The organism is Clostridium sp. E02, from assembly GCF_003833015.1.
Taxonomy (GTDB): domain Bacteria; phylum Bacillota; class Clostridia; order Lachnospirales; family Lachnospiraceae; genus Lacrimispora.
In genome coordinates, this window is record NZ_RJLQ01000024.1 from 28027 (window position 1) to 47832 (window position 19806).

General features: G+C 41.8%; 19 protein-coding genes. 16 read left to right on the forward strand and 3 right to left on the reverse strand.

The genetic code is table 11. From position 1 onward, the window contains the following. The first annotated feature begins 79 nt into the window (after window positions 1-79). Complete coding sequence (locus tag EFT72_RS16330) at window positions 80-1525, forward strand: collagen-like protein (protein ID WP_243110044.1); 1446 nt, start codon at window positions 80-82, stop codon at window positions 1523-1525. Here EFT72_RS16330 and EFT72_RS16335 read toward each other — a convergent pair whose 3' ends face one another. Then, window positions 1526-2473, reverse strand: a complete 948-nt coding sequence (locus tag EFT72_RS16335; protein ID WP_124067985.1) for a LysR family transcriptional regulator — start codon at window positions 2471-2473, stop codon at window positions 1526-1528. It abuts the gene before it with no gap. 451 nt (window positions 2474-2924) lie between these two features. Here EFT72_RS16335 and EFT72_RS16340 point away from each other — a divergent pair, with 451 nt between their 5' ends. The 6 genes from EFT72_RS16340 (at window position 2925) to EFT72_RS16365 (ending at window position 9946) form a co-directional block, all read left to right on the forward strand. Further along, a complete protein-coding gene (locus EFT72_RS16340) occupies window positions 2925-4283 on the forward strand; it encodes an aldehyde dehydrogenase family protein (RefSeq protein WP_124067986.1) in 1359 nt (452 codons plus the stop codon). An 11-nt stretch (window positions 4284-4294) separates the two neighbouring features. After that, window positions 4295-5410 (forward strand): 4-hydroxybutyrate dehydrogenase, encoded by a 1116-nt coding sequence (locus EFT72_RS16345; RefSeq protein ID WP_124067987.1) that lies wholly within the window; start codon window positions 4295-4297, stop codon window positions 5408-5410. A gap of 66 nt (window positions 5411-5476) precedes the next feature. Beyond that, complete coding sequence (locus EFT72_RS16350) at window positions 5477-6925, forward strand: 4-hydroxyphenylacetate 3-hydroxylase family protein (protein ID WP_124067988.1); 1449 nt, start codon at window positions 5477-5479, stop codon at window positions 6923-6925. A gap of 45 nt (window positions 6926-6970) precedes the next feature. Further along, window positions 6971-8287, forward strand: coding sequence for an acetyl-CoA hydrolase/transferase C-terminal domain-containing protein (locus tag EFT72_RS16355; RefSeq protein WP_124067989.1), 1317 nt, complete (start codon window positions 6971-6973; stop codon window positions 8285-8287). Window positions 8288-8291: 4 nt separating this feature from the next. Continuing rightward, complete coding sequence (locus EFT72_RS16360) at window positions 8292-9605, forward strand: acetyl-CoA hydrolase/transferase C-terminal domain-containing protein (protein WP_124067990.1); 1314 nt, start codon at window positions 8292-8294, stop codon at window positions 9603-9605. A gap of 17 nt (window positions 9606-9622) precedes the next feature. Beyond that, window positions 9623-9946 (forward strand): hypothetical protein, encoded by a 324-nt coding sequence (locus tag EFT72_RS16365; protein WP_243110045.1) that lies wholly within the window; start codon window positions 9623-9625, stop codon window positions 9944-9946. A gap of 60 nt (window positions 9947-10006) precedes the next feature. Here EFT72_RS16365 and EFT72_RS16370 read toward each other — a convergent pair whose 3' ends face one another. Next, window positions 10007-10294, reverse strand: coding sequence for a NifU family protein (locus EFT72_RS16370; protein ID WP_124067991.1), 288 nt, complete (start codon window positions 10292-10294; stop codon window positions 10007-10009). A gap of 112 nt (window positions 10295-10406) precedes the next feature. Here EFT72_RS16370 and EFT72_RS16375 point away from each other — a divergent pair, with 112 nt between their 5' ends. Genes EFT72_RS16375 through EFT72_RS16415 form a run of 9 tightly spaced genes read left to right on the forward strand, consistent with a single transcriptional unit; the run spans window position 10407 to window position 19051 of the window. After that, a complete protein-coding gene (locus tag EFT72_RS16375) occupies window positions 10407-11297 on the forward strand; it encodes a LysR family transcriptional regulator (RefSeq protein ID WP_124067992.1) in 891 nt (296 codons plus the stop codon). Between the two features lie 12 nt (window positions 11298-11309). Then, window positions 11310-12041: a MaoC family dehydratase gene (locus EFT72_RS16380; RefSeq protein WP_124067993.1), complete on the forward strand. Its 732-nt coding sequence runs from the start codon at window positions 11310-11312 to the stop codon at window positions 12039-12041. Continuing rightward, window positions 12019-12255 (forward strand): acyl carrier protein, encoded by a 237-nt coding sequence (locus EFT72_RS16385; RefSeq protein ID WP_124067994.1) that lies wholly within the window; start codon window positions 12019-12021, stop codon window positions 12253-12255. The genes EFT72_RS16380 and EFT72_RS16385 overlap by 23 nt, the downstream gene beginning before the upstream one ends. A 35-nt stretch (window positions 12256-12290) precedes the next feature. After that, the gene (locus EFT72_RS16390) at window positions 12291-13364 is read left to right on the forward strand and encodes an acyl-protein synthetase (RefSeq protein ID WP_124067995.1); all 1074 of its coding nucleotides are present in this window, start codon (window positions 12291-12293) and stop codon (window positions 13362-13364) included. Next, window positions 13354-14556, forward strand: a complete 1203-nt coding sequence (locus tag EFT72_RS16395) for an acyl-CoA reductase (RefSeq protein ID WP_243110047.1) — start codon at window positions 13354-13356, stop codon at window positions 14554-14556. Before EFT72_RS16390 ends, EFT72_RS16395 begins: the two co-directional genes overlap by 11 nt. A gap of 1 nt (window position 14557) precedes the next feature. Further along, a complete protein-coding gene (locus EFT72_RS16400; RefSeq protein ID WP_124067997.1) occupies window positions 14558-15991 on the forward strand; it encodes an AMP-binding protein in 1434 nt (477 codons plus the stop codon). Between the two features lie 36 nt (window positions 15992-16027). After that, window positions 16028-17179 carry an acyl-CoA dehydrogenase gene (locus EFT72_RS16405; protein WP_124067998.1) on the forward strand — a complete coding sequence of 384 codons (1152 nt, stop codon included), beginning with the start codon at window positions 16028-16030 and terminating at the stop codon, window positions 17177-17179. 12 nt (window positions 17180-17191) lie between these two features. Next, window positions 17192-17980, forward strand: coding sequence for an electron transfer flavoprotein subunit beta/FixA family protein (locus EFT72_RS16410; protein WP_124067999.1), 789 nt, complete (start codon window positions 17192-17194; stop codon window positions 17978-17980). Between the two features lie 18 nt (window positions 17981-17998). Next, the gene (locus EFT72_RS16415; protein ID WP_124068000.1) at window positions 17999-19051 is read left to right on the forward strand and encodes an electron transfer flavoprotein subunit alpha/FixB family protein; all 1053 of its coding nucleotides are present in this window, start codon (window positions 17999-18001) and stop codon (window positions 19049-19051) included. 71 nt (window positions 19052-19122) lie between these two features. On the opposite strand, the gene EFT72_RS16420 is transcribed toward EFT72_RS16415, so the two are convergent. Beyond that, complete coding sequence (locus EFT72_RS16420) at window positions 19123-19791, reverse strand: ECF transporter S component (protein ID WP_206426673.1); 669 nt, start codon at window positions 19789-19791, stop codon at window positions 19123-19125. Between the last annotated feature and the right edge of the window lie 15 nt (window positions 19792-19806).

The window sequence follows — 19806 nt, forward strand, 5'->3', positions numbered from 1 at the left end:
CCGATCCATTCCCTCTTTCATACATTACTATTAAGCGTTATCTATGTTTACGCTTAATAATTAAATAGGAGGATTTACAATGGCAAATAGTGCTCTTCAAATAGAACTAAATACCGGAGCAACCGTGGCTGCGGGTGCTAACGTTCTCTTTGATACAACGGTTTATTCCTCTGGGAGTATCACTTACAATGCAGCGACTGGTATACTGACCTTTTTGGATGCAGGTAGATATGTAATAGACTGGTGGCTGGCAACGCAGTCGTCCCAATCGACAGTTGGGACAGCCTTTGCATTATCATCTTCTCAGGGAGATCTGTTAGAAGGGAACTCTCCAATTAAAACTGGAGAGGTGTATGGAATTGGTATTGTAGATGTAGCAATCGCTCCGGTAACAGTTTCTCTTGTAAACGTTAGTAATGCAACGATCTTCTATTCTCAAGCGGTACCGTTAATTGGTACTCTAGTAGTGATACAAGATGATATCGTTATAGGAGATACCGGTCCAACAGGTCCAACAGGTCCAACAGGCCCAACGGGTCCAACAGGTCCAACGGGAGCAACGGGATCTAGCGGGTCCACCGGTCCAACGGGAGATACAGGCCCAACGGGTCCAACGGGAGATACTGGCCCAACTGGATCAACCGGTCCAACGGGTCCGTCAGGAGGCCCAACGGGAGATACAGGTCCAACGGGTCCAACAGGAGATACCGGGTCCACCGGCCCAACAGGTGATACTGGGTCCACCGGCCCGACAGGAGATACGGGGTCCACCGGCCCAACGGGAAATACTGGCCCAACGGGAGTAACCGGCCCAACGGGTCCGACAGGAGATACCGGCCCAACGGGACCAACGGGACCAACGGGAGCTACGGGAGCAACGGGAGCTACGGGAGCAACGGGGCCGACAGGTCCGACGGGAGATACCGGCCCAACGGGAGATACTGGCCCAACGGGAGATACCGGCCCAACGGGAGATACCGGCCCAACGGGAGATACTGGCCCAACGGGAGATACTGGCCCAACGGGAGATACTGGCCCAACGGGAGATACCGGCCCAACAGGAGATACTGGCCCAACGGGTGACACCGGCCCAACAGGAGATACCGGACCGACAGGAGCTGGAATTACAACATTCGGCTATGTTTATCAACTAGCAACGCTTGCAGATGCCACGGTCGTAGGTGGTGCCGATGTTCCGTTTAGTAATAATGGTCCGTTAAGTGGAGTAACACATACAGCTGGAACGACAACTGTAACGGTTCCGACAACGGGAACTTATCAGATCGACTATGATATTAGTATTACTGCTGGTGTCGGATCTGCTATTGCAATTGCAGTAAACGGGACTGTGGATGCATCAACTACTATTTCAGCTCTGATTGCAACTGGAGGTATCGCAGGTACGGCTATGTTAACCCTTACGGCAGGTGATGTATTAACACTAAGAAACAACTCTGCAACACCACTGACGTTAACCCTTGCTCCAGATGTAGGAGCTCAGTTTAATGTGATTTTCTTAAGCTAATTAATACTGGACCGGTGTCTTTGGATGCCGGTCTTTTTCAGTTGCATCTACGTATTTTGAAATATGGGAAAGTAACATTAATTTTAAGGAATTAGCGGCGATACTGAGAGGACGGCTTGAATCCTCTACCAGACAGATTCCTCTTCTTGGAATGGGCTCAATTAAAGGAATCGAATATACTTCTTGGCTTTTTATGGACTCCATTGCAAAACGTTCTGGAATAAAGCCAATTCCCAAATGATTTTTAATCATAGGAAGAAGCTGCCCTGTGGTTGCCGTTTCTGTATCTGGTTTTAAAATAAGGTTGTATTTTAGAAAGAGTCGTTTATAAAATTCATAAGTCTTTGTATTTTTACCGAGACAAATTAAGGGATATGATAGGATCTCACATAGATGACGGGGGCGAGTAGCGAGGAATGAATACTGACTGCTTCCAATTAAGATTTCCTGAAAAGTCTTTAGTCTCGTTTCTTTTAAAGGTTTCTTGACGTCAGTGGGAGTTGTGGCAACTGCAAAGTCAACGGTTCCGTCTTTTAATGCCTGAATTGCCTGGGGGGTTGAGTGATTTAAAATGCACAAGCGAATTTTTGGGTGAAGGTTGTGAAAGTTTCCAAGGATAGGGAGAAGGAAACCATGAAGCGCAGTTTCACTGACGCCTATGGTGATAATTCCGCTGCTAAGACTTTGATCCGTAGCAAGTTCAAGCTCTGCAGTCCGGATCTGTTCATATGCAATGGATACATGTCTAAAAAGTTTTCCCCCCTCGTGAGTTAGCGATACCCCCCGATTGGAACGGATAAACAGCTTACATCCCAACTGATTTTCTAAATTGCTCATGAATTTTGAAATATTAGGTTGGTTGCTCATAAGAATGTCAGCAGCACGAGAAAAACTTTTGTAGGTAGCCACATAATAAAAAATTCGATAATAATCATAAGTGATTTCCATGGTACCTCCATTACTGATATACACTTATTACATACTGGATATCTATTATATATATTTTACATAGGATTCATTCTATTATATACTTTGATTGATAAGAAGTAAAGAATCGTTGTGTCCCATCTATCTAACGACTTCTGTAATGTAAGAAGTATTCTTGGTACTTTTGTAAGTGTATTTTAAATTCCCCAGCAAAGATACCGATTCTAAGTATGATTTCGGTATCTTTGCATCCCTTTATTGTTAAAAAAATAACAAAATATAAAAAACAATTCAATCATTTGTAAGTCTATAAAATTAAAGAAACGATTTTATTTGGTGAAAGTGCAAAAAAATACCATACGAAAATCCTATTGTTTATGATAAGTTATTCGTATTTTCCTTTGATTGGAAAAAGAGTTAGAATAAAAATTGAAAAGAATGTTAAAAAAATAACTATTCAGGAGGAGATAAAATGAGTCAATTGATTCAAACTTTGGTAGAACGTTCCAGGAAAGCGCAACAGATTTTGTGTACCTATGACCAGAAGAAAACAGATGAAATTGTAAAGGCATTTGCAAAGGTGATTTTTGAACATGCAGAGTCACTGGCAAAGCTGGCAGTGGAAGAAAGCAGAATGGGTGTCTATGAAGATAAGGTTGTTAAAAACAAAGCAAAATCAAGAATTATTTGGAATTCACTAAAAGGAAAGAAATCCATAGGCATCATTAACAGGGATGAATCGGCAGGGCTCATTGAGATGGCTAAGCCAATGGGAGTGATTGCAGCAGCCACTCCTTGCACCAATCCAATTGTAACTCCAATGTGCAATGCCATGTATGCAGTAAAATGTCAGAACAGCATTATTATTGCGCCTCACCCCCGGAGTAAAAAATGTGCTATGGCGGTAGCAGATTTATATTATAAGGAATTAGATCGTATGGGGGTGCCAAGAGATATTTTCCTTGTAATTGAGGAACCCAGCATAGAACTGACCAATGAGCTGATGGCTGCCTGCGATGCGGTAATTGCCACTGGTGGAATGGGAGTTGTAAAATCTGCGTATTCCAGTGGAAAACCAAGTTACGGAGTGGGACCGGGGAATGTTCAGGGAATTATAGATGAAGGAATTGATTACAAAGCAGCAGCAGACCGTATGATAGCCAGCCGTATCTTTGATAATGGGATAATCTGTTCTGGTACCCAGAGTATTATTGCTCCTCAAAAGGATTACCAAACGGTTATAAAAGAGTTTATTTCCAAGGGCGCTTATTATATAGAGGACCAGACAATGCTTACCAAACTGGCCGATGTGGTATTTCCAAATGGTGTGATCAATAAAAAGGTAGTTGGACAGTCTGTGCAGACAATTGCAAAATTAGCTGGAATTTCTGTTCCGGATGACACAAAAGTACTGATAGTAAAACCAGAGAAACATGGTGAGGGTGTTGTATGGAGTAAGGAAAAGATGTGTCCGGTTATGGCTGCATACAGCTATAAGACATGGGAGGAAGCAGTCCAGATTGCCTATGAAAATCTGCTTTATGAAGGCGAAGGCCACACAGCAGATATCCAGTCCGATAACAAAGAGCACATTGAATATGCAGGTGTAAAACTGCCGGTTAGCCGAGTAGTAGTTAACCAGACCAGTTCCAGTATGGCAGGAGGAGCGTTTGCAAATTCTTTAAATCCTACTACGACTCTTGGATGCGGAAGCTGGGGCAACAATGCGATCAGTGAAAACTTATTCTATACTCATTTGATGAACAAAAGCCGGATTGCATTTGTTAAGAAGGATTGGAAACAGCCATCGGATGAAGAAATTTTTGCTTAGGAGGGCAGGGAATGAATGAAATAATCTTAAAATCTCAGATTACATATTTTGATACCTGTGCAGAATTTGCAAAAGAATTTAATTTGGGAAGTCAGGATCTGGTGTTAACAAACGAATACATCTATCAACCGTATTTCGGACATCTGAATCTGAACGTTTCAACCATTTATCAGGAAGCATATGGCACAGGAGAACCTACAGATGTCATGGTGGATGCCATTTTAAAAACAGCAGAACAGTGCAACTGTAAACGAATCATAGCAATTGGCGGAGGTTCTGTCATTGATATTGCAAAAGTACTGGCAGTATCAGCAGGAGAATCTCTTGACTCTCTTTATTCAAATCCTGAAGAGATAAAAAAGAAACATGAATTAATTATTCTGCCCACGACCTGCGGGACGGGGAGTGAGGTCACAAATATTTCAATTATCAACCGAACCAGGCTCGGCACTAAGGTGGGGCTCGTATCCCCAAATATGTACGCAGATCATGCCGTACTCGTCCCTGAGCTTTTAAAAGCACTTCCGTTTTCTGTATTTGCAACCAGTTCCATTGATGCACTGGTTCATGCGGTAGAATCGAGTCTTTCGCCTAAGGCAACTCCTTATACGAAGCTGTTTGGATATCGTGCAATTGAGATGATTATTCATGGATATCAGATTCTTGCAGCTCATGGGAAAGAGGCCAGACTGCCACTTATGAAGGATTTTTTAATTGCCAGTAATTATGCGGGAATCGCATTTGGAACCGCAGGTTGTGCGGCAGTTCACGCCACTAGCTATCCTCTGGGAGGTTCCTATCATGTCGCCCATGGAGAAAGCAATTATGCAATGTTTACAGGGGTATTGAAAAATTATATGGAGATTCGACAGGACGGTGAGATAGCAGTTTTAAACCAAATGCTGTCCGGATTACTGGGTTGTGATATCCAAGTGGTCTATGACAAATTGGATGAACTGTTAGGTACCGTGATTCCCAAGAAACCACTTCATGAATACGGAGTGAAAAAGCAGGAATTGGAGATTTTTACAAAGAGTGTTATGGAACAGCAGGGCAGACTAATGGCAAATAATTTTGTACCGTTGAATGCAGAGAGAGTTTTGAAAATTTATCAGGAACTTTATTAATAAATCTATGTCTGGATTCCAAATCAAAGAATTTAAATAGGAGTGCAGCAAAAGGAGAAGAGAGTTATGGCATTAATGTCAGGGGAAGAATTTGTAGAAAACATGCGTAACATGAAATTGAACATTTACCTGTTTGGAAAAAAGATAGAAAATCCAGTGGATCATCCAATATTAAGACCCTCTCTTAATTCTGTAAAGGCTACTTATGATCTGGCACAAATGCCGGAATATGAGGATCTAATGACAGTAACGTTAGATGACGGTCGTACAATTAACCGTTTTACGAACATTCACAGAAGTACCGATGATCTGATTAAAAAGGTTAAAATGCAGAGACTATGCGGTCAGAAAACGGCTTCCTGTTTCCAGCGCTGTGTGGGAATGGATGCCTTTAACGCAGAGTGGTCCACGACTTACGAGATTGATCAGAAGTATGGAACTCATTATCATGATAATTTTAAAAAATATCTCCGCATGGTTCAGGATCAGGATTTAACCGTGGATGGAGCAATGACAGATCCAAAAGGTGATAGAGGATTGGCCCCCCATGCACAACCCGATCTGGATCTGTATTTAAGGGTTGTAGAACGTCGTGATGATGGAATCGTGGTAAGAGGGGCAAAGGCGCATCAAACGGGAATTATCAATTCTCAGGAAGTGATTGTAATGCCTACTGTTTCAATGGGACCCGATGACAAAGACTTTGCAGTGTCCTTTGCAGTTCCTACCGATGAGAAAGGAATTACAATGATCATCGGAAGGCAGTCCTGTGATGCAAGGAAGCTGGAAGGCTCTGAGATAGATGTTGGAAACAGTGAATTTGGCGGTGTGGAAGCATTGGTGGTATTTGATGATGTATTTGTTCCCAATGACCGGATCTTTTTAAACGGGGAGTTTGAGTTTGCTGGGATGCTGGTTGAGCGTTTCGCAGGGTATCATAGACAATCCTATGGTGGCTGTAAAGTTGGGGTAGGGGATGTTTTAATTGGTGCAACTGCATTGGCTGCTGATTATAACGGAGTTCCAAAGGTATCTCATATCAAAGATAAATTAATTGAAATGACCCATTTAAATGAAACGTTATATTGCTGTGGAATTGCCTGTTCTGCCGAAGGAACACAGACGGAATCAGGAAATTATATCATTGATCTTCTGTTAGCCAATGTATGCAAACAGAATGTAACCAGATTCCCATATGAGATTGCCCGTTTGGCAGAGGACATTGCAGGAGGACTTATGGTAACCGCTCCTTCTGAAAAGGATTTAAACAGTCCGGAGATCGGCGGCTATGTGAGGAAGTATTTAAAAGGAGTCGAAGGAGTTTCTACAGAGAATCGTCTTAGAATCCTCCGCCTAATTGAGAATTTGACCCTTGGGACGGCTGCGGTGGGCTATCGGACAGAATCCATGCACGGTGCGGGTTCTCCACAGGCACAGCGCATTATGATATCACGTCAGGGTAACATAGGGAGGAAGAAAGAACTTGCCAAAGCGATTGCAAAAATCAAAGAATAGGAATAAATGCTTTGAAACAAATCAAAACTGGGAGGTTACATAAGTATGGATTGGAGAAAATTATATACATCGAAACTAAAAACGATGGAAGAAGCTGTTAAGACTATAAAATCCGGTGACCGTGTGGTAATCGGTCATGCAGTGGGGGAACCGGTAAAATTAGTGGATTCTATGGTGGATTATGCGGTTGCTGCTGATTTACGGGACATTGAAATCTTTCAACAGGTGGATATGGGGCATTCCCTTTATGCCCAGCCGGGAATGGAAAAACATTTTAGAGAAAACAGCCTTTTTCTAGGGGCAAAGACCAGAGATTGCGTCAACAGCGGGCGGGGGGATTTCACGCCTTGTTATTTTTACCAGGCGCCTGATTTCTATCGGAATATCAAACAGCCAGATGTGGTATTGGCTACTTTGTCTCTGCCAGATGAAGATGGATATTGCAGCTTTGGAGTCTCTTGTGACTATACAAAACCAGCTGCAGAGGTGGAAGAAGCGAAGCTGATTGCAGTCTTAAATCCGAATATGCCCCGTACTCTGGGGGATAGTTTTATCCATGTAAGTGAAATTGATGTGATTGTAGAAGACGACACACCAATACCGGAACTGGGACTTCCTAAAGTCGGTGATGTAGAGATGGCAATCGGGGAACACGTCGCCTCTTTGGTTAACGATGGGGATTGTTTGCAGCTTGGGATCGGAGCCATTCCGGATGCAGTTTTAAAATTCCTTGGGGATAAAAAGGATTTAGGTATCCATTCAGAAATGATTTCCGATGGCGTGATTGAACTGTTTGAGAAGGGGGTTATCAACTGCCGGGCAAAGAATTTTAATCGGGATAAGATGGTGGTATCATTTCTTATGGGAACAAAACGATTGTATGATTTCGCAGATGACAATCCCGGCATTTATATGGCACCGGTGGATTATGTCAATCACCCGGTTGTGATAGGAAAGAACGATCACCTGGTTTCCATCAATTCTTCCGTAGAAGTAAATCTTATGGGAGAGGCATGTTCAGAAGCAATCGGATTAAAACAGTTTTCTGGGATCGGTGGGCAGGTGGACTTTATTCGAGGGGCTTCGTTCTCAAAGGGAGGACGGTCTATTCTAGCCTTTCCTTCCACGGCCAAAAAGGGGACGATTTCAAAGGTTGTACCGTATTTGACCAAAGGAGGCACTGTAACGACCAGCAGGAATGATGCGGACTATATTGTAACAGAATACGGAATCGCTAAAATGAAGGGAAACACACTCAGAGAAAGAGCGCGTCAGTTAATTGGGATTGCTGCGCCTCAATTTCGGGATGATCTTTCGGAAGAATTTGAGAGACGATTTGCAGAAACATATCAGGAGGTGTAAGTGTATGGATTGGAGAAAAACGTATGCTTTAAAGGTAACGTCCCCTCAGGAAGCAGTAAAAATAATCCGTTCCGGTGATACGGTGTTAATAGCCCATGCGGCAGCAGAACCGGATTTACTTGTCAGTGCAATGGTAGATTATGCAGTGGAACAGGATCTAAGAGATATCCATATTGTTCAGCAGCACGATATGGGAATCTGTAAATATTTTGAACCTGGGATGGAAAAACATTTTAAATATTCCTCACTATTTATAGGAACCAGAAGCAGAAGCTATATTGCAGAAGGGAAAGGGGATTTCGTGCCTGTTTTCTTTCACCAGATTCCTGATTTCGTGACCAATACAGAACCAGCAGATGTTTTTCTTGTAACGTTGTCACAGCCAGATGAACATGGATACTGTAGTTATGGGTTATCCTGCGATTTTGCAAAGGAAGTGGGAGAAAGACCGGGAACGAAGGTAATTGGAGCAGTAAATCCCAATATGCCAAGAGTCATGGGGGATAATTTTATTCATGTAAGTAAGCTGGAATCGATTGTGGAATGTGAGGAGCCGATTCATGAACACGGTCGTCCTAAACTTGGGGAAGTAGAGGAAAAAATCGGAGCCAATATTGCGAGTCTTGTGCGGGATGGAGATTGTCTTCAGCTTGGAATTGGGGCCATTCCAGATGCGGCTTTAAAGTTTTTGGGGAATAAAAAGGATCTGGGGATTCATTCTGAGATGATATCCGATGGAGTTATGGATCTGTTTGAGACAGGTGCGATTACTGGAAAAAAGAAAAATATAGACAGAGGTAAAATGGTAGTTACATTCATGATGGGAACCAGGCAATTGTATGATTTTGTGAATGACAATCCGGCCATCTGCATGATGCCTGTTAGTTACGTAAATGATCCGTTTGTCATAAGTCAAAATAATAATGTAGTATCCATTAATTCGGCTTTGCAAATCGATTTAATGGGGCAGGTCTGTGCGGAGTCGATTGGACTGAAGCAGTATTCTGCTGTCGGGGGACAGATGGATTTTGTCAGAGGTGCTTCTGCTTCAAACGGAGGAAGATCGGTCATTGCATTTGGATCTACCACCAAGGGAGGAACCATATCAAAGATCGTCCCTTTTTTGACGGAAGGAGCAGCGGTAACTACTAGCAGAAATGATGTTGATTATATTGTAACGGAATATGGAATTGCTCATTTAAGGGGGAAATCACTAAGGGAACGGGGGAGAGAACTGATAAAAATTGCCGCACCTCAATTTCGGGATGGGCTGATAGGAGAATTTGAGAAACGTTTTCGGGGAGCATTCGAACTGTAAATTTATGGGGGTATCTTATGGATATAACAATGGTATCAAATTTATTGGAAACGCTTATGATTGTTTTATTTGGATTATCCTGGCCGTTTTCAATCTATAAATCATATATTTCAAGAACTGCAAAAGGAAAGAGTCTGCATTTTGAGTTTTTTATATGGTTGGGGTATATTTTTGGAATTGCCAGAAAGGTTATTTTGTTTCAGTATGCACCTTCTTCCAATGATTGGCTGTTTTTTCTTTCCTGGTTTTTCTACTTTATGAATTTTATAGAAATCAGTTATGATATGTGGCTTTATAAAAGAAATGTAAAACTGGATCAAGTGAGAGATGAGAGGGGATAACGATACCAAGTTACAGACCCGGAATCAAAATTCCGGGTCTGGTATTGAAATAGAAAAAGGCTATAACGGATGGTTTAGTATCTTGTGTGCCATATCAATCAGCTCTGGATTTATTTCTTCTACCAGAACGACATCTTTTATATTGGGGAAGGCAGTCTGGATTTCATATGTAATCAGTTCTTCATTTGTACTGTGAGCAGCAGGACATCTGGAACATTTACCAGTAAGTCTCACTTTCAAGATCTGATCTTCCAGACTTTGTATTATTACATCTCCCCCATGCTCCTTTAGGATTGGACGCACTTTTTCATCTAGTATTGCTTCTATTTGTTTCAATGTAGTCTCCATATAAAAACCTCCTATGCAATGAGTGTATCAGCGTGTAGAATGTTTGTCAAATGTTAGAGTCATTTAATAATCTTATGAATGTAGACAAAAATAAAAAGAAAGAAGTAATGGTATGACTGCAAATTTTGAGCATTATAAAGTCTTTTATTATGTGGCTAAATATAAAAATTTTACCAGAGCAGCCAATGCCTTGGTAACAAGCCAACCATCAGTAACCTATTGTATGCAGAATCTGGAAAACTTGTTGGGATGTAAGCTTTTTATTCGTTCCAGAAAAGGGGTCAGGTTAACAGAAGAAGGGGAATTGCTTTACAGCTACGTGGAACCCGCATGCAGACAACTGTTCCAGGGAGAGGAAAAATTGGGAGAGCTTCTTGGAGAACAGCATGAGTACATAAATGTAGGAGCCACACAGGTTGCTATGTTATCTTATCTGGTGGCAAGGTTGAACTTATTCCAGGAACAATATCCACAGGTAAAATTAAATATTTTTAATCATAATACGCAGCAGACATTAGATGAGTTAAAAGCAGGAAAGATTGATCTAGCTATTATAACAACACCATTTGATCAGGAACAGACAATAAAGGTGGTCAGAGTTAAGCCCTTTAACAGCATATTAGTGGGTGGGGTAAAGTACAAGGCATATGGTTCTGGGACTGTGTACTTATCAGAACTGTCCAAACTTCCACTAATTACTATGTCAAGTTCCACTACCACATTTTCTTTTTTAAGGGAATTTTACCGATCCTGTGGATTGACCATGCAGCCTGCAATTAAAGTAGCAACGATGGATCTGATTCTTCCAATTATAACAAAAAATCTTGGCATTGGCTTTGTACCGGAGGAGTTTGCCCGTCCTTTGATTGAGCAGGGAGTTATTGTTGAAATAAAACTGCATGAACCAATTCCGGAGCGTGATATCTGTATTGTAAGTGATACCAACCGGCCTTTGAGTCCAGCTGCGAAAAAACTTCAATATATGTTGGAATGTCAGGAATAACAGGAGGATTGAATGGTAATAGGAATCAAATACTGTGGTGGCTGTAATCCAGTGTACGACAGAGCCAGAAGAGTGAGAAGATTTATGGAAGAGAATCCTGCCCATGAATACAAAGGGGCATTAAATGAACAAACGTATGATTACTGGATGGTAGTATGTGGTTGTAGTAGAAGATGTGCGAAAACCAATGGCTTAATCGCACGTAAGAACGTTTTTGTCGTATGGGATGAAGAAAGTTTTCACCAAATGGAACAGGAGTTAAAGAGGGCTGAGGGGAAAAAAATCCTTAAACTCTATGACAAAGTGGTTTTATCTAAAAGGATAACAGGAGAGGATACAACGGCTTTTTCTAATCTGACGGGAGATGAAAACAGGATTCATAGAGACGTTGAGGTGGCACGAAAGGCAGGGTTTGACAGACCTATTATTCCAGGAATGTTTGTAGATTCCCTGGTTTCATCTGTTATGGGGACTAAACTTCCAGGAGATGGGACCTTATATTTAGAGCATAATGCCAGATTTATGCGGCCGGTTTATCCTGGAGATACTATCGAGGTTACCGTATCTTTTTACTCTTATGAGGAAAGAAAGGATTGCTATGTGGGAAGTTTCCGTGGTACCTGTAAAAATCAGAAGGGAGACAGAGTTCTTGTGGTTAATAGCCGGCAGATGATGAGAAAAGAGCTATTTTGTGTAAAGGTTGAAAGGGAGGAAACAGACGATGACAAATTTAGAACGGTATAATCAATTATTTGTCCGGGATTTGAGAATAAAGGAGGAGGCCCTGACTGGACTCAAATACAGAGGGATTTCCTCATGGGACTCCCTTGGACATATGGACTTAATCGCTGATTTAGAAGAGGTGTTTGATATACATATCAGTACTGCAGATGTGATGGATTTTTCCTCGTATGAAAAGGGAAAAGAGATTATGAAAAAATATGGTGTTAACATTTAAATACATTACTATTTTACCAGGAGGTGAGAGATGGGGTGGATTACGAGAAAATTCTAGGCAGGAAACCTTACTCTCTTAAAAAAGAGGAGAAAAGTAAGCTGTATGGAGAATGGCTTTCAGAAATGACTGCCTACCATAGACAGAATTGTGATGTATACCGGAAATTTCTTAATGGGCTGCACATCCCAGAGGGAGTGAAACAAGAGGAAGAAAAGATTCCAATGCTACCCGTTGGGGTGTTTAAAGACATGGAGTTGAAAAGTGTGCCTAATCATATGATACAAAAAACCATGACTTCTTCAGGAACGATTGGACAGAAGGTATCTAAAATCTATCTGGATGCAGACACTGCGACCAACCAACAGAGGGCACTGGCTCACATAGGTGCGGATTTTTTTGGAACGTCACGACTTCCACTTTTAATTATGGATCGTCCAGATGTTTTAAAAAACCGGAACCTATTTTCAGCAAGAGGTGCCGGGATTCTTGGCTTTTCTATATTTTCGTCAAAGATCTGTTATGCCCTGAATCAGGATATGGAATTGGACGTGAATGGAATCGAGGAATTCCTTATTGGTTGTCAGGGGAATCGGGTATTGATCTTTGGATTTACTTATATAATATGGAAGTATTTTTATGAGGTACTTAGACGATCTGAAAGAAAGTTTAACCTTAAAAATGCCATACTGATACATGGCGGTGGTTGGAAGAAGCTTCAGGCGGAGTCCGTTTCCTCCGACAAGTTCAAGAATGAAATTCAGGAGGTGATTGGAATTAAAACCATTCACAATTACTACGGCATGGCAGAACAGTCCGGATGTATTTATATGGAATGTTCCCATGGAAATCTACATGCCAGTATTTATTCCGATATCATCACCAGAAGACCAGAAGATTTCAGCCCTTGTAACCGAGGAGAGAAAGGAATCATTCAGGTTTTGTCCCCTCTTCCTCATTCGTATCCTGGACATTCAATACTGACAGAAGATGAAGGGATTATTATGGGGGAGGATGATTGCCCCTGTGGTCGTCTGGGAAAATATTTTAGAGTAATAGGTAGAATCTCACAGGCACAGATAAGGGGGTGCAGTGATACCTATGAAGCATGAGGAGAAGGTTCTTGTGGGAACTGGAAAACTGGTGGAAGAGCCATGGGAACCTTTTTGTGAGCCTGTTTTGGAATTCTTAAATCAGTTATCAGTCATCATACGCAGAGATCAGGGAACGAGTGCATATCAACGGAAAGAGACGAAAGCTTTTGGGTTTTGGTGCAGAAGAACCCATATGGAGGAATTTAATAAGAGATATCAAGAGAACAAGACACGTCTTGGCAGAGGGATTATTTTTCACATCCCGGCATCCAATGTACCGGTATTGTTTGCTTATAGCCTGACTATGGGACTGCTGGCTGGAAATAGCTGCGCAGCGCGGATTTCCTCAAGGGGAGAAAAGCAGGACTGGGAGTTGTGTAAAAAAATAGATTCGCTTCTAAAAGAGCCAGAGCATGAAAAATTAAGAGAACGAATCTTTGTCTTTACATGTAAGAAAGAACAGGACGTGGTTCAAAGATGGATCAAACAGTGTGATGGGTGTGTCTTATGGGGAGGAGACAGAACCATAATGTCGTTACGAAGTATGCCAATGAAGCCCGATGCAGTACAAATGGTATTTCCGGACCGTTATTCCATTTGTATTCTGGATACCAGATGCTTGAGAGACATCCAGCCGGAAGTCCTTGAGGATCTGGCTCACCGTTTTTATAATGATTCCTATGCCATGGATCAAAATGCCTGCTCAAGTCCTAGGTTTGTTTTGTGGAACCAGAAAGGGGAGACAGAAGCAGATCGAAACACACGAAGAATATGGTGGGAAGCGGTGGTTAGGGCGGCAGCTGGATATGAGATAAACAATCACAAGGCAACGGCAAAATACGAAGCTTTATGTAGGTTTGCCATGGAATCCGATGATGACATACAGATTGAACGTTATAACAATCTGCTGTATACAATCATGCTAAAAAAAATCCCCGCAAACCCCTTAGAGGTTATGGGAAACTGTGGAATGTTTTTTCAATATGTAGGAGAATGGAAGGACTTTATGAGTCCATTGGCACTTCGTCAGCTTCAGACCGTAACTTATTACGGAGTCAGAGGGAAAGATTTAATTGATTATGTGTTGAAAAATCATCTCCAAGGAGTCAATCGGGTGGTGCCGGTAGGAAAGGCTGTGGATATGGATCCGATATGGGATGGGCAGGATTTCATAACTATGTTGTCCAGGCAGATTAGCTGGGAGGATTGAGATGTATTTGTTTGAGAAGGAACGATTATACCGTGACCATATCCTGGCTCTGGATGAAAAGAACAGGACAGTCACCTATCAGGAATTGAATTTTTTTGCCGAAGATTTTTATAAGAACATTAGTAAAAAAAGTTTGATTTTTATTCTATGCAGCAATACCATAGGCTCTCTTCTTGGTTATCTTGGTTGTCTGAAAACAGGAGTCGTTCCTTTGATGCTGGAGAGCCACATTCATGAGGATTTATTATCGGGACTTATAAAAAAGTATCAGCCTGAATTTCTGTATGTGCCGGATTCTTGTTCCAATCAGGAAGGGGAATATGAGATTTCATGGAAGGCATGGGGGTACTGTCTATGCCGCAGAAGGATTTGTCAGCCTTCTTCCCTTTATGGAGAGTTGTCTTTGCTTCTTACGACTTCAGGCAGTACGGGAAGTCCCAAACTGGTAAGACAGAGCGGTGATAATATTGATGCAAATGCTGCATCTATTTGTGAATATCTAGCTATTGATGAAAACGAGAGACCCATTACAACACTTCCCATGAATTATACTTATGGATTATCCATAATTAACAGTCATGTTTTAAAAGGTGCCACAATTTTACTTACAGAACAAGGAATGGTAGAACAGGAATTTTGGAATTTTATAAAAGAAAAGAAGGCCACTTCTTTTGGAGGAGTTCCTTATACTTACGAGATTCTAAAACGGATTGGTTTTATGGATATGGAATTACCGGAGTTAAAGACAATGACTCAGGCAGGAGGGAAGCTTTCTGTGAACCTTCACAGGGAATTTGCCTTATACGCAGAGCGGACAAGAAAAAAAATTGTGGTCATGTATGGGCAGACCGAGGCAACAGCGCGCATGGGATACCTTCCTTCTTCTAAGGCAGTAGAACGATGCGGAAGCATGGGGATTGCAATCCCGGGAGGCAGATTTTGGTTAAAGGATGAGGAAGGAAAGGAAATCCTAAAAGCAGACACGGAGGGAGAACTGGTATACGAAGGGAAAAATGTGGCGTTGGGATATGCAGGCTGTGCAGAGGACTTAAAAAGACAGGATGAATGGAATGGGATTTTATTTACCGGTGACTTAGCTAAACGGGATTTGTCCGGTTATTACTACATAACAGGCAGGAAAAAACGGTTTCTCAAGTTATTTGGAAAAAGAATCAATCTAGATGAAGTAGAACGTATGTTAAAGGAGTCCTTTGAAGGAGTTGATTTTGCGTGTGTAGGTTCGGATGACCGATTAATGATTTATACAGACAGCGCAACAGAAGATGGGCAGGTACTGATTTTGGATTACTTATTACGGATGTTAGGAATCAATGGCAAGTCAGTCCTGGTACGGTGTTTGAACCAAATACCAAAAAATGAAGCAGGAAAGACCCTTTATACGAAACTGGATTCTGAAAAGGACATACGAACGTGATTGGAAGAATTGAAGATAATAATGGAGGAGCAGAACATGGATTTTAGTTTATCAAAAAAACATCTTCTCGCGCAATCTTTGTACAGAAGTTTTGCTGAAAATGAAGTAAAACCTTTGGCAAGTGAAGTTGACGAGACCGAAGAATTTCCTAGAGAAACAGTCAATAAAATGGCATCGTGTGGTTTGATGGGAATTCCCGTTCCAAAAGAATATGGTGGTCAGGGCTGCGATGTGCTTTCGTATGTTATGTGCGTCGAAGAACTGGCAAAGGAATGTGGAACCACATCGGTTATTTTATCTGCCCATACGTCTCTTTGTATTGATCCTATTCTTACGTATGGGACGGAAGATCAGAAGCTAAAATACATTCCCCAATTGGCATCAGGAAGAAAACTAGGTGCCTTTGCATTAACGGAACCAGGAGCTGGAACTGATGCCCAGGGTCAGCAGACAAAGGCAGTTTTACAGGGAACGCATTGGATATTAAACGGAACAAAATGTTTTATAACCAATGGAAAAGAAGCGGATATTTATATCATTATAGCGGTAACTGGTACGATAGAAAAAAGAGGCACGAAAAAGAAAGAGATATCAGCGTTTATTGTTGAAAAAGGAACACCTGGGTTCAGTTTTGGAACAAAGGAAAGGAAGATGGGGATTAACGGCTCATCTACCTATGAATTGATATTTAATGACTGCTGTATTCCAAAAGAGAATGTATTAGGGGCTAAGGGAAAGGGATTTGGTATCGCCATGCATACTCTGGATGGGGGACGAATCGGAATTGCCGCCCAGGCGCTTGGTCTGGCGGAAGGTGCATTTGATCATACAGTAAAATATGTGAAAGAAAGAATTCAGTTTGGCCGTTCCATTGGACAGTTTCAGAATACACAGTTTCAATTGGCAGATATGGCGGCTAGGATTGAAGCCGCAAAGCTTCTTGTATACAAAGCGGCAAAAGCAAAGGAAACCCAGAAGTCGTACAGTGTTGAGGCCGCTATGGCGAAATTGTATGCAGCGGAAACAGCCATGGAAGTAACCCAGAAAGCAGTCCAGCTTCATGGAGGGTATGGATATATCAAGGAATATGGGATAGAGCGGATGATGCGGGATGCAAAGATTACGGAAATTTATGAAGGGACCTCGGAAGTCCAGCGTATGGTGATAGCCAGTAACGTTTTAAGGTAAGGAGGATGTGAAGTGAAGATAATTGTTTGTGTCAAACAAGTGCCTGATACAAAAGGCGGAGTAAAATTTAATCCAGATGGTACTTTAAACCGGGGAGCAATGCTTGCAATTATGAATCCAGATGATAAAGCAGGTCTTGAAGCAGCCTTACGGTTAAAAGATGAGTACGAAGCAGAAGTAACGGTGATTACCATGGGTCTGCCTAGGGCAGATGAAGTCTTGCGGGAAGCACTGGCTATGGGGGCAGATCATGGGATATTAGTTACGGACAGGGTGTTGGGAGGAGCCGATACATGGGCAACATCCTCAACTCTCGCTGGAGCCATTAGAAATCTGGAATATGATTTGATTATTACAGGCCGTCAGGCGATTGACGGGGATACCGCACAGGTTGGTCCCCAGATATCGGAACATTTAAATATTCCTGTGATTTCTTATGTCCAGAACTTAAAGATCGAAGGCAGAAATGTAATTGCAGAACGTCAGTTCGAAAACCAATATCATGTACTAAAGGTTCAGATGCCCTGTCTGATTACAGCACTCACAGAACTTAATGAGCCTCGTTATATGACACCAGGGGGGATTTTTGATGCCTATGATACAGAACTTACGGTATGGAAAAGAGCAGACTTAAAGGATGTAGATGATAGGAATCTGGGGTTAAAAGGGTCGCCCACTCAGATTGCAAAGGCTTCTGACAAGGTGAGAAAAGGGACAGGTGAAGTGGTTACTCTTGATGCATCGGATTCTGTCACTTATCTGATGGATCAATTAGTCAAAAAACATATTATTTCATTATAAGGAAAAGTGGTGATTAAAATGGATTTAGAAGAATACAGAGGGGTCTATATTTATGCACAACAGGTGGAAGGGGAATTAAGCAGAATATCATTGGAACTTTTGGGAAAAGCAAGGGATCTGGCAAAAGATTTAGGGACGGATGTGACTGCGGTCCTAATTGGTTCTAAGGTAAAGGATATGGCAGAAATGCTTGCCCAATACGGGGCAGATAAGGTGATTCTGGTTGACAATCCCATACTAAAGGAATACAGGACAGAGCCATATGCCCATGCACTTGCCTGTGTAATTGAGACATATCGCCCTGAGATTATGCTGGTGGGGGCTACGGCAATCGGGAGGGATCTTGGACCTTGTGTTTCAGCCCGGGTTTTTACAGGTCTGACGGCAGATTGTACGAAGCTGGAGATCGGAGATTTTCCTCTGAATCCGGTAGCTGGAAAAGAACAGAAGCATCATCAGCTTTTGATGACACGACCCGCCTTCGGCGGCAATACGATAGCAACGATCGCATGTCCGAATCATCGTCCTCAGATGGCAACGGTAAGGCCTGGAGTTATGAAGCCGAATCAACGAATACAGGAAGCAAAGGTGGTTGTGGAGGAATACGATCCTGTATTTGTTCCCAACCACAAATATGTAAAAATTCTCGATATTGTGAAATCAGTGACAGAAGCTGCAGATATTATGGATGCTGAAATTTTAGTATCTGGCGGACGTGGAGTTGGAGGGCCAGATAATTTTAGAATATTGGAAGAATTAGCGGCTGCTTTAAAAGGAGAGGTAAGCTGTTCCCGTGCTGTTGTGGATGCAGGGTGGAAGCCTAAAGAATTACAAGTGGGGCAGACGGGCAAAACGGTCCGGCCTCATGTCTATTTTGCCATTGGTATTTCCGGTGCAATTCAACATGTTGCAGGTATGGAAGATTCGGATCTCATTTTTGCGATTAACAAAGATGAGAATGCGCCCATTTTTGAGGTTGCAGACTATGGGATCGTAGGCGATTATAAAAAAATAGTACCGGAATTAACAAAGCAGATTCTAAAACTGAAAACGATGAATCCAACAAGATAAAGTGAACCGACCCCCAAAAGTTAGACCTAAAATCTAACGGTTGGAGGTCGGTTTAGTATCATAATTCTGATTTATAGGCTGCCTTTCATTACCATGATCACCAGGAAGCAGGTAACTAGAAGGAGCGATGCAATTAAGGTCATATCTAGATTGAAAATTCGTTTCCTGGGTGTTTCGGATTCAGTAAAAGTTATAAGATTGGATTTCCTTAAGGTAGTTACCAGGGGTTTATAAATGAGTAGCGTCAATGCGGTGTTAATTCCCCCTTTTAAAAGATTAAAGGGAACAATTGCGGGAAGCAGTAGTTTTACAACGGCTTCTCTTGGATAGCCCATATAAATAGGTGTAATCAAATAATTCCATAGTACCATCACCAAGGTCATTAAAAAAACGCCGAGTATCATACCAAGAAGTGCGCCTTTCATATTATGCTTTTTCTTATAAAAGTAGGCGGCAGGTAAGACAAAAGTAATGGTTGAAAGGATATTCATGATAAGTCCAATGATTCCGGAACTGCTTATGGTAAACAGCTCAATAAAAGATACAATGACAGAAATTAATACAGCCGACATAGGACCAAACAAAAATCCTCCTGTTAGAATGATAACATCCTTGGGTTCATATTCCAAAAATGGAACAATTGGAATAAGGGGAATTCGAATGGTTAAGACGGCGACAAAGGATAATGCACATAACATGGACATTAAAGTGAGCTGATTTGTTTTTTTTGACATATTCATGGAATATATCCCTCC

What these genes read in the sequence shown, in the direction of transcription:
- EFT72_RS16330 (WP_243110044.1), top strand. Translation starts at nt 80, where the DNA reads ATGGCAAATAGTGCTCTTCAAATAGAACTAAATACCGGAGCAACCGTG.
- EFT72_RS16335 (WP_124067985.1), bottom strand. Translation starts at nt 2,473, where the DNA reads ATGGAAATCACTTATGATTATTATCGAATTTTTTATTATGTGGCTACC.
- EFT72_RS16340 (WP_124067986.1), top strand. Translation starts at nt 2,925, where the DNA reads ATGAGTCAATTGATTCAAACTTTGGTAGAACGTTCCAGGAAAGCGCAA.
- EFT72_RS16345 (WP_124067987.1), top strand. Translation starts at nt 4,295, where the DNA reads ATGAATGAAATAATCTTAAAATCTCAGATTACATATTTTGATACCTGT.
- EFT72_RS16350 (WP_124067988.1), top strand. Translation starts at nt 5,477, where the DNA reads ATGGCATTAATGTCAGGGGAAGAATTTGTAGAAAACATGCGTAACATG.
- EFT72_RS16355 (WP_124067989.1), top strand. Translation starts at nt 6,971, where the DNA reads ATGGATTGGAGAAAATTATATACATCGAAACTAAAAACGATGGAAGAA.
- EFT72_RS16360 (WP_124067990.1), top strand. Translation starts at nt 8,292, where the DNA reads ATGGATTGGAGAAAAACGTATGCTTTAAAGGTAACGTCCCCTCAGGAA.
- EFT72_RS16365 (WP_243110045.1), top strand. Translation starts at nt 9,623, where the DNA reads ATGGATATAACAATGGTATCAAATTTATTGGAAACGCTTATGATTGTT.
- EFT72_RS16370 (WP_124067991.1), bottom strand. Translation starts at nt 10,294, where the DNA reads ATGGAGACTACATTGAAACAAATAGAAGCAATACTAGATGAAAAAGTG.
- EFT72_RS16375 (WP_124067992.1), top strand. Translation starts at nt 10,407, where the DNA reads ATGACTGCAAATTTTGAGCATTATAAAGTCTTTTATTATGTGGCTAAA.
- EFT72_RS16380 (WP_124067993.1), top strand. Translation starts at nt 11,310, where the DNA reads ATGGTAATAGGAATCAAATACTGTGGTGGCTGTAATCCAGTGTACGAC.
- EFT72_RS16385 (WP_124067994.1), top strand. Translation starts at nt 12,019, where the DNA reads ATGACAAATTTAGAACGGTATAATCAATTATTTGTCCGGGATTTGAGA.
- EFT72_RS16395 (WP_243110047.1), top strand. Translation starts at nt 13,354, where the DNA reads ATGAAGCATGAGGAGAAGGTTCTTGTGGGAACTGGAAAACTGGTGGAA.
- EFT72_RS16400 (WP_124067997.1), top strand. Translation starts at nt 14,558, where the DNA reads ATGTATTTGTTTGAGAAGGAACGATTATACCGTGACCATATCCTGGCT.
- EFT72_RS16405 (WP_124067998.1), top strand. Translation starts at nt 16,028, where the DNA reads ATGGATTTTAGTTTATCAAAAAAACATCTTCTCGCGCAATCTTTGTAC.
- EFT72_RS16415 (WP_124068000.1), top strand. Translation starts at nt 17,999, where the DNA reads ATGGATTTAGAAGAATACAGAGGGGTCTATATTTATGCACAACAGGTG.
- EFT72_RS16420 (WP_206426673.1), bottom strand. Translation starts at nt 19,791, where the DNA reads ATGAATATGTCAAAAAAAACAAATCAGCTCACTTTAATGTCCATGTTA.